Origin of the sequence: Thermococcus sp. LS2 (assembly GCF_012027375.1) — an archaeon.
Taxonomy (GTDB): Archaea; Methanobacteriota_B; Thermococci; order Thermococcales; family Thermococcaceae; genus Thermococcus_B.
The window spans coordinates 89964-96843 of the sequence record NZ_SNUI01000008.1 but is presented as its reverse complement, the minus strand read 5'-3'; the positions used below and the strand labels follow the sequence as shown (position 1 = coordinate 96843).

Genomic DNA, 6880 nt, shown 5'->3' with positions numbered 1-6880 from the left:
TGGGGTTCCGCCGATCCCTGGGGCCCGTGAAAAGCCCTCCGGGAACGATCCCCCGCGACCGTACCGAGAACCGACACTGGTGCCCCTGGGTGAGAAGCCTAAGGCGTGTCGGGGGAAACCCAGCCGAGGGAACTCGGCAAATTGGCCCCGTAACTTCGGGAGAAGGGGTGCCTGCGGGTGCGTAACCCGCAGGTCGCAGTGACTAGGGGGGCCCGACTGTTTAATAAAAACACAGGTCCCAGCTAGCCCGAAAGGGTTTGTACTGGGGCCGACGCCTGCCCAGTGCCGGTACGTGAAGCCCGGGTACAACCGGGTGAAGCGCCGGTAAACGGCGGGGGTAACTATAACCCTCTTAAGGTAGCGAAATTCCTTGTCGGTTAAATGCCGACCTGCATGAATGGCGTAACGAGGTCCCCACTGTCCCCGGCTGGGGCCCGGCGAAACCACTGCCTGGCGCATATGCCAGGGACCCCCGGTGGGAAGCGAAGACCCCATGGAGCTTTACTGCAGCCTGCCGTTGCCGTACGGCAGGGGGTGCGCAGCGTAGGCGGGAGGCGTCGAAGCCCGGTCTCCGGGCCGGGTGGAGCCGTCCATGAGACACCGCCCACCTCCTGCCGTACGGCTAACCCCCGAATGGGGGGACAGCGGTAGGTGGGCAGTTTGGCTGGGGCGGCACGCCCTCGAAAAGGTATCGAGGGCGCCCTAAGGTCGGCTCAGGCGGGTCAGGAATCCGCCGTAGAGTGCAAGGGCAAAAGCCGGCCTGACTGGACCCGTAACAGAGGCGGGTCCAGCCCCGAAAGGGTGGCCTAGCGAACCCCAGTGCCTCCCCGGTGGGGGCCTGGGATGACAGAAAAGCTACCCTGGGGATAACAGAGTCGTCTCGGGCGAGAGCCCATATCGACCCCGAGGCTTGCTACCTCGCTGTCGGCTCTTCCCATCCTGGCCCTGCAGCAGGGGCCAAGGGTGGGGGTGTTCACCCATTAAAGGGGAACGTGAGCTGGGTTTAGACCGTCGTGAGACAGGTCGGATGCTATCTACCGGGGGTGTTGGCCGCCTGAGGGGAAGGTGCCCCCAGTACGAGAGGAACAGGGTGCCGCGGCCTCTGGTCTACCGGTTGTCCTACAGGGCATAGCCGGGCAGCTACGCCGCGTCCGATAAGGCCTGAAGGCATCTAAGGCCGAAGCGGTCCCCGAAAATAGGCGGCCATTCCCTGGCGCAGGGCCTGGGTGACCGGCCCATGCCAGGGACGAGGGCGCCCGCAGAAGACGGGTTTGATGGGGCGGGGATGTAAGCGGGAAGGGAAACCGACCCGTTTAGTCCGCCGCTCCCAACAGCCCGAGGTTCTTGCCCCTTACTTGAGGGGCTGGGCATTTTTTGGGCCAATCCGCCTATGCACGGTCCTCAGTAATTGATCTTTTCTAAAAGCTTTCAATCGCAAGATTTAACTGTTGATTGTGTGCTAATTTTTGTGGTGATCATTGTGATATGGGAAAAGTTACACCGTTTTCCTCCTCGTTATGGTCCCGAGTGGGGAAGTGGCGGAATTTTTGGCTTGAGATATCACAATGAAGTTCTTTATTTCACAGTGGCATTTGAAGCAGAAGCTCACTTTATACGAGACAACATCCACAGGATCTACGAATTTGAGCTTGTTGGCGAAAAACCTACTTCGGGCGGAGATACATACAATGCTGTTGAAGTCGTTGATGAATTCATTTATTTCGGCGGGTGGGTTCACGCTCCCGCAATCTATGAGGGGAAAGGAAATGGAAGAGCAACAATAAACTTCATCAACAAGTATTCTCACGTGCATGAATATGATACAGAAAATGACTCCATACGCTTAGTCTGGAAGGAATCTATCCATCATCCCACAGACTGGGCTGGAGAGGTTAGCGATATAATATATGACCCATACAATGATAGACTGCTGTTAGCAAGAGAGGATGGGCATCAAAACTTGGGAATATATGCCCTCGATCGACGAACAGGAAAAATCGAACAACTTAATCCAGAACCAAGTTCAAAAGGAACGATTGTCCACGACACTGCATTCTTTGGCATTGGAAACAACTTCACAGAAGGACTTAGAGAAATCCATGCCTTCGACTTAATAACGGAACAATGGGAAAAATTAAAGCTTGGAGAAAGTATTGATAGCGGGAATTACATTCATCCCCACCTTGGAGCAATGGGAAGTGCCCATAATAGAGCGTTTGCCTTTGTGAGAGGTGGACTTTTTGTGGGAAACCCCCTTAACGACGAACCTTTTAACTTTGTTAGACTGTTTGACTTTTACACATTCTACGCTCCCTTCAGAATCGACGCCCTTCATGTAGATGGAGGGATCCTAATAGCATATACCTCTCACCATGACACCTTCTATAAGCCAAGAACCCCAGAAGAGATTAGATTTGCAAAATTCACTAACACAATAGTTGGACCAAGTGTCTTGGTTTACATTGCCCCACCAATGGTCAAAATAGTTGGAGTTTTCGGTGCTAGAGTTACAAGCCTAGAGAAAGCTATGGGCAAAATACTCGTAGCAACAAATACCACTCCAAACGTTGGAGCATTGGATGCAACACCTTTTGATACTGGAAACAGAGACATAGTGATCCTTGACGAAAAAATCCTCCAAGACAAACCTCCACGGGTTAGCTTTTCATTACCACTAGCATTCCCCGCAATGGCTATGCAATTCGGAGCCGGCACATTTGGTGGAATTCCTCTTGATGGATACAAAGAACCACGGCTCATTCTTTATGCATCAAAAGATAATGAGCTGACAGTTTATGAGTATGATCTTTCCTTACCATTAAGTCCTGCATACACCGACAAGTTCGATATCAAAAAAGGCAAAAATATCATTGATCTAAGCTCTTTCAGCGGCATTGTCTCATTTAAGCTTAAAGAGCAAGATTTCAAAGGGAAAGCAAGAATAGACTTAAGGTAATTTTTATAACCCCTCTCATTATTTTACTTTGGTGGTCAAATGAAGCTGTTGGTTTTAGATTTAGATGGCACTTTATGGGATCATGAGGATGCTTCTCAGCTTGTACCACCTTTTGAAGTTCATGAGGACACTGTGATTGATGCCTATGGCAATGAGCTTTCACTGTTCCCAGGCGTTAGAGAATTCCTAAACTGGGCAAAGGATAAGTTCATCCTAAGCATCGCAAGCTGGAATATGGAAGAACTTGTCAGACCAATTCTTGAAGCTCTTGGCATCTGGGATTACTTCATCTTCCCCAAAATTGAGAACCACCCAGACAAGGCAAGCATGATTTCAAGAACAGTTGAACAGCTCAAGAGCATAGGGTATGAAGTTGATGAAATAATTTATATTGACGATAGGACGCTTCATATTAGAGACATAAAGAAAGAAATTCCAAATGTTAAGTTCATTCAAATGTGGGTTGATGCAAAAAGTTTTGAAGAGCTGAAAAAAGTTTTGGAGGGTCTATGATGGAACTTCTGGTTGTTAAAGACAAAAGAGTTGATTATGATGGAAGCGCAATACGGAGCCACTGGGCTTATAGAAATTTTGGGATTCTTGGAAATTCCATAGTTGTGTTTAGGGGCAAGTGTAACGTTAAAGTCGAGGAGATGATTGACATTGAAGACGTGAGGGCCCAAAAGGAAATCAAAAGCGATGATATGGTTCATTACATAATCGAGGTTTTTGACTTTCCCAACGTCCTACTTGCATCAGCATTACAAAAGCTGTTCATAGCGAAAATCTGCGAGCTCTTGTCTGAATATGGTGTGAAAACCAAACGAAAAGGAGACGATATATACGTTGAAGGTAAAAAGCTCAGCATCTCAATAGCAACTGTTTCTCCAGTTAGCATTAAAATCCACATAGGTATAAACGTTGAGGCCAAAGGAATACCCAAAGATGTCAATGCTGTTGGCTTAAAGGAAATTGGAATTGATGACGTCGAAGCATTTATGGAAAAAAGCGGGAAGGCTTTACAAGAAGAGTTCAATAAAGTGAAAAAAGATAGCTTAAAAGTTAGATGGGCTGAGTAATTACAAAAGCCATTTTACTAAAACTCCAACAAGAGGAACTGCTAAGTTATCATCGAGAAACCTCTGATACTCTGCAAGTGTGAGTATCCCAGCCCAAACAACCTTTGATATAATCGAAGATTGTGGGAAAATAATCGCCACTATTATGACCGCGGAAATTAAATAAGCAACAGCTGTCGCTGAAAATGCAAAGGAAAAATGAAATTAATATACTTTTCGTCTTACACTTAACATCGAGAATCTAAACGCCGAAGGCATTTCTAACATTCAAAAGTGCCCAATAGAAGTCATTGGAATGAACTATAATGAAATGATCTTTTTCATTACTGAGCTCTCCTCTTGACTTTCCTTCCAGCTCTCCATAAAGCCCGACAATCTTAATTTTTGGATATGTTGTTGAAAGCTTAAGCGTTATCTTCTCTGCCTTTCCTTCTCTCCATACTATGCCAACTTTTAAGCCAGCTTTTGTTTCCTTTCTCTTTTTTAAACTCAGTTTGAGATATGGTAGAACCTCCTTATTTACTCCACTTTGCTCCGCTTTTTCTTTTAGGTACTCTCCAACAAGTTCAAATGAATTTAAGCTCAGATTATAGCCAAAAACTGGGATACCAAGATTTTTAGCCTTCCGTCCTTTATAGGAATAAACATCAATGTTTTTCCCATTGCTCTTTGAGGCAAGGTACATACCTTTCGGCTTTTCACTAGCAAATTCCTTAAGTTTTTCGTTTATTTCTTCAAAAGTATTAATAGGCAGTGAAAAGCTGGCCCAAGTGCTCCAAATTCTTGGAGGAACTCTCACAAAGCCTAAATCCTCAAGATGATAGGTTTTAACTTCAAACCCTAATTTCAAGAACCCTTTCTCATTTATTAGCAGTTTCAAGAGTGCTTTTTCTGGACTAATCTCAACAAAATTACCGTTCTCTTTAATTTTCTTGCCCTTTAACAGCTTATCTTTTCTGAGTTTTCTACCTGTTTTAAAAGCTGCTACAACTGGTATTGGAGTTGCAAAGTCCTTTTCTTTGTCATAGGGCACTTTAAATCCTGCTTTTAGAAGTTCTTCTTGGATTTCCAAAGATGCAGGAAAGAACACTTGAAAACTTTCAAGCTCATAACTCCCCAGCTCTTTCCAAACCATTTTCATCAACACCTTTAGTTTTAAATTTACTTTTTATATTCGTTATATATTCACAACTTTATAAAGTTTTCGGAGAAAGAGCCAAAGCTTAAAAACTATCTCTCATATTTACCAGCAGGTGGTGAGAATGGTTCATTGGGCAGATTATATGGCTGAAAAGATAATACGAGAGAGAGGAGACAAAGAGGAGTACGTCGTTGAAAGCGGCATAACCCCAAGCGGATACGTCCATATCGGCAATTTTAGGGAACTTTTTACTGCTTACATTGTCGGTCATGCATTAAAAGACAAAGGGAAAAAAGTTAGGCACATTCATATGTGGGATGATTATGATAGATTTAGAAAAGTTCCAAAGAATGTTCCAAGCGAATGGAAAGAATACTTGACAATGCCGGTCAGTGAAGTTCCCGATCCTTGGGGATGTCATAACAGCTATGCAGAGCATTTCATGGAGCTCTTTGAAAGTGAAGTTGAAAAACTCGGCATAGAAGTTGATTTCCTGAGAGCGAGCAAGCTTTACAAGAGTGGAGAATATGCCAACGATATAAGAAAGGCTCTTGAGAATAGAGACAAGATAGTTGCAATTCTTAACAAATTCCGCGACATGGCGAAACAGCCTCATTTAGAAGAGAGTTGGCAACCTGTTCAAATTTACTGTCCAAAGTGTAGAAAAGAGGCAGATTTTATCAAATGGGACGGTGAATGGAAGATAGAATACAAGTGTCCTCACTGTGGAAGTGAAGGAGAGACAGACATAAGGGAAGGAAATGTAAAGCTGAGATGGCGTGTGGATTGGCCTATGAGATGGGCACACTTTGGAGTCGACTTCGAGCCTGCAGGAAAAGATCACCTAGCAGCTGGTTCAAGCTTTGATACTGGAAGGGAAATTATCAAAGCAGTTTATGGTAAAGAGCCTCCACTGACACTCATGTACGAGTTTGTTGGAATAAAAGGACAAAAAGGTAAAATGAGCGGCTCAAAGGGCAACGTAATCCTGCTCAGCGACCTCTATGAAGTTCTTGAGCCTGGAGTGATAAGATTCCTCTATGCCAGACACAGACCAAATAAGGAGATTAAGATTGACCTCGGTTTGGGTTTGCTGAACCTCTACGATGAATTTGACAAAGTTGAACGCATATACTTTGGTCTCGAAAAGGCAAAAAATGAAGAAGAAGAAATTGAGCTCAAGAGAACATATGAACTCTCAATGCCAAAGATTCCAGAGCGGTTAGTTGCCCAAGCACCATTTAGATTCCTTGTTGTCCTTGTGCAGATGCCTCATTTGGATGAAGATAAAATTATTGAAATCCTCAAAAAGCAAGGCCACGTCTCACAAAATCTTACAGAAGAAGACATTGAAAGAACTAAACTCAGAATTATGCTCGCAAAGAATTGGGTAAGCAAATATGCTCCAGACACAGTGAAATTCTCAATCCTCCAAGAGCTTCCAAAAATTGAGATAAGCGAAGAGATTAAAGAAGCCCTCAGAGAAGTTGCTGAATGGCTGGAGAAGAGGGAAGAGTTCAGTGTTGATGAGCTCAACAATATAATCTTTGATGCTGCAAAGAAGCGTGACATTCCAAGCAAACAGTGGTTCAAAGTTCTCTATCAGCTGTTCATAGGAAAAGACAAAGGGCCAAGATTAGCAAGCTTTTTGGCTTCTCTTGACAGAGAATTCATAATCAGAAGGCTTAAGCTTGAAGCCTGATT

At 44.7% G+C, this 6880-nt stretch carries 6 protein-coding genes and 1 rRNA gene; 5 read left to right on the top strand and 2 right to left on the bottom strand.

Annotated elements, in window-relative coordinates; translation table 11 throughout:
- The 4 genes from E3E24_RS12705 to E3E24_RS10360 form a co-directional block, all read left to right on the top strand.
- Window positions 1–1351, top strand: a 23S ribosomal RNA gene (locus E3E24_RS12705); the annotation flags it as partial.
- Between the two features lie 126 nt (window positions 1352–1477).
- The gene (locus E3E24_RS10370; protein WP_167886052.1) at window positions 1478–2956 is read left to right on the top strand and encodes a DUF2139 domain-containing protein; all 1479 of its coding nucleotides are present in this window, start codon (window positions 1478–1480) and stop codon (window positions 2954–2956) included.
- Window positions 2957–2995: 39 nt separating this feature from the next.
- Window positions 2996–3469, top strand: coding sequence for a magnesium-dependent phosphatase-1 (locus E3E24_RS10365; RefSeq protein ID WP_167885847.1), 474 nt, complete (start codon window positions 2996–2998; stop codon window positions 3467–3469).
- On the top strand, window positions 3469–4035 hold the full coding sequence (locus E3E24_RS10360; RefSeq protein ID WP_167886053.1) for a DUF366 family protein: 567 nt from the start codon (window positions 3469–3471) through the stop codon (window positions 4033–4035). Before E3E24_RS10365 ends, E3E24_RS10360 begins: the two co-directional genes overlap by 1 nt.
- On the opposite strand, the gene E3E24_RS10355 is transcribed toward E3E24_RS10360, so the two are convergent.
- Entirely contained in the window at window positions 4036–4176 is a 141-nt protein-coding gene (locus E3E24_RS10355; protein ID WP_167885848.1) for a hypothetical protein, read from the bottom strand.
- 100 nt (window positions 4177–4276) lie between these two features.
- Window positions 4277–5176 carry a PhoI gene (locus E3E24_RS10350; RefSeq protein WP_346766014.1) on the bottom strand — a complete coding sequence of 300 codons (900 nt, stop codon included), beginning with the start codon at window positions 5174–5176 and terminating at the stop codon, window positions 4277–4279.
- Window positions 5177–5297: 121 nt separating this feature from the next.
- On the opposite strand from E3E24_RS10350, the gene lysS reads away from it, so the two are divergent.
- On the top strand, window positions 5298–6878 hold the full coding sequence (gene lysS / locus E3E24_RS10345) for a lysine--tRNA ligase (RefSeq protein WP_167886055.1): 1581 nt from the start codon (window positions 5298–5300) through the stop codon (window positions 6876–6878).
- Window positions 6879–6880 lie beyond the last annotated feature (2 nt).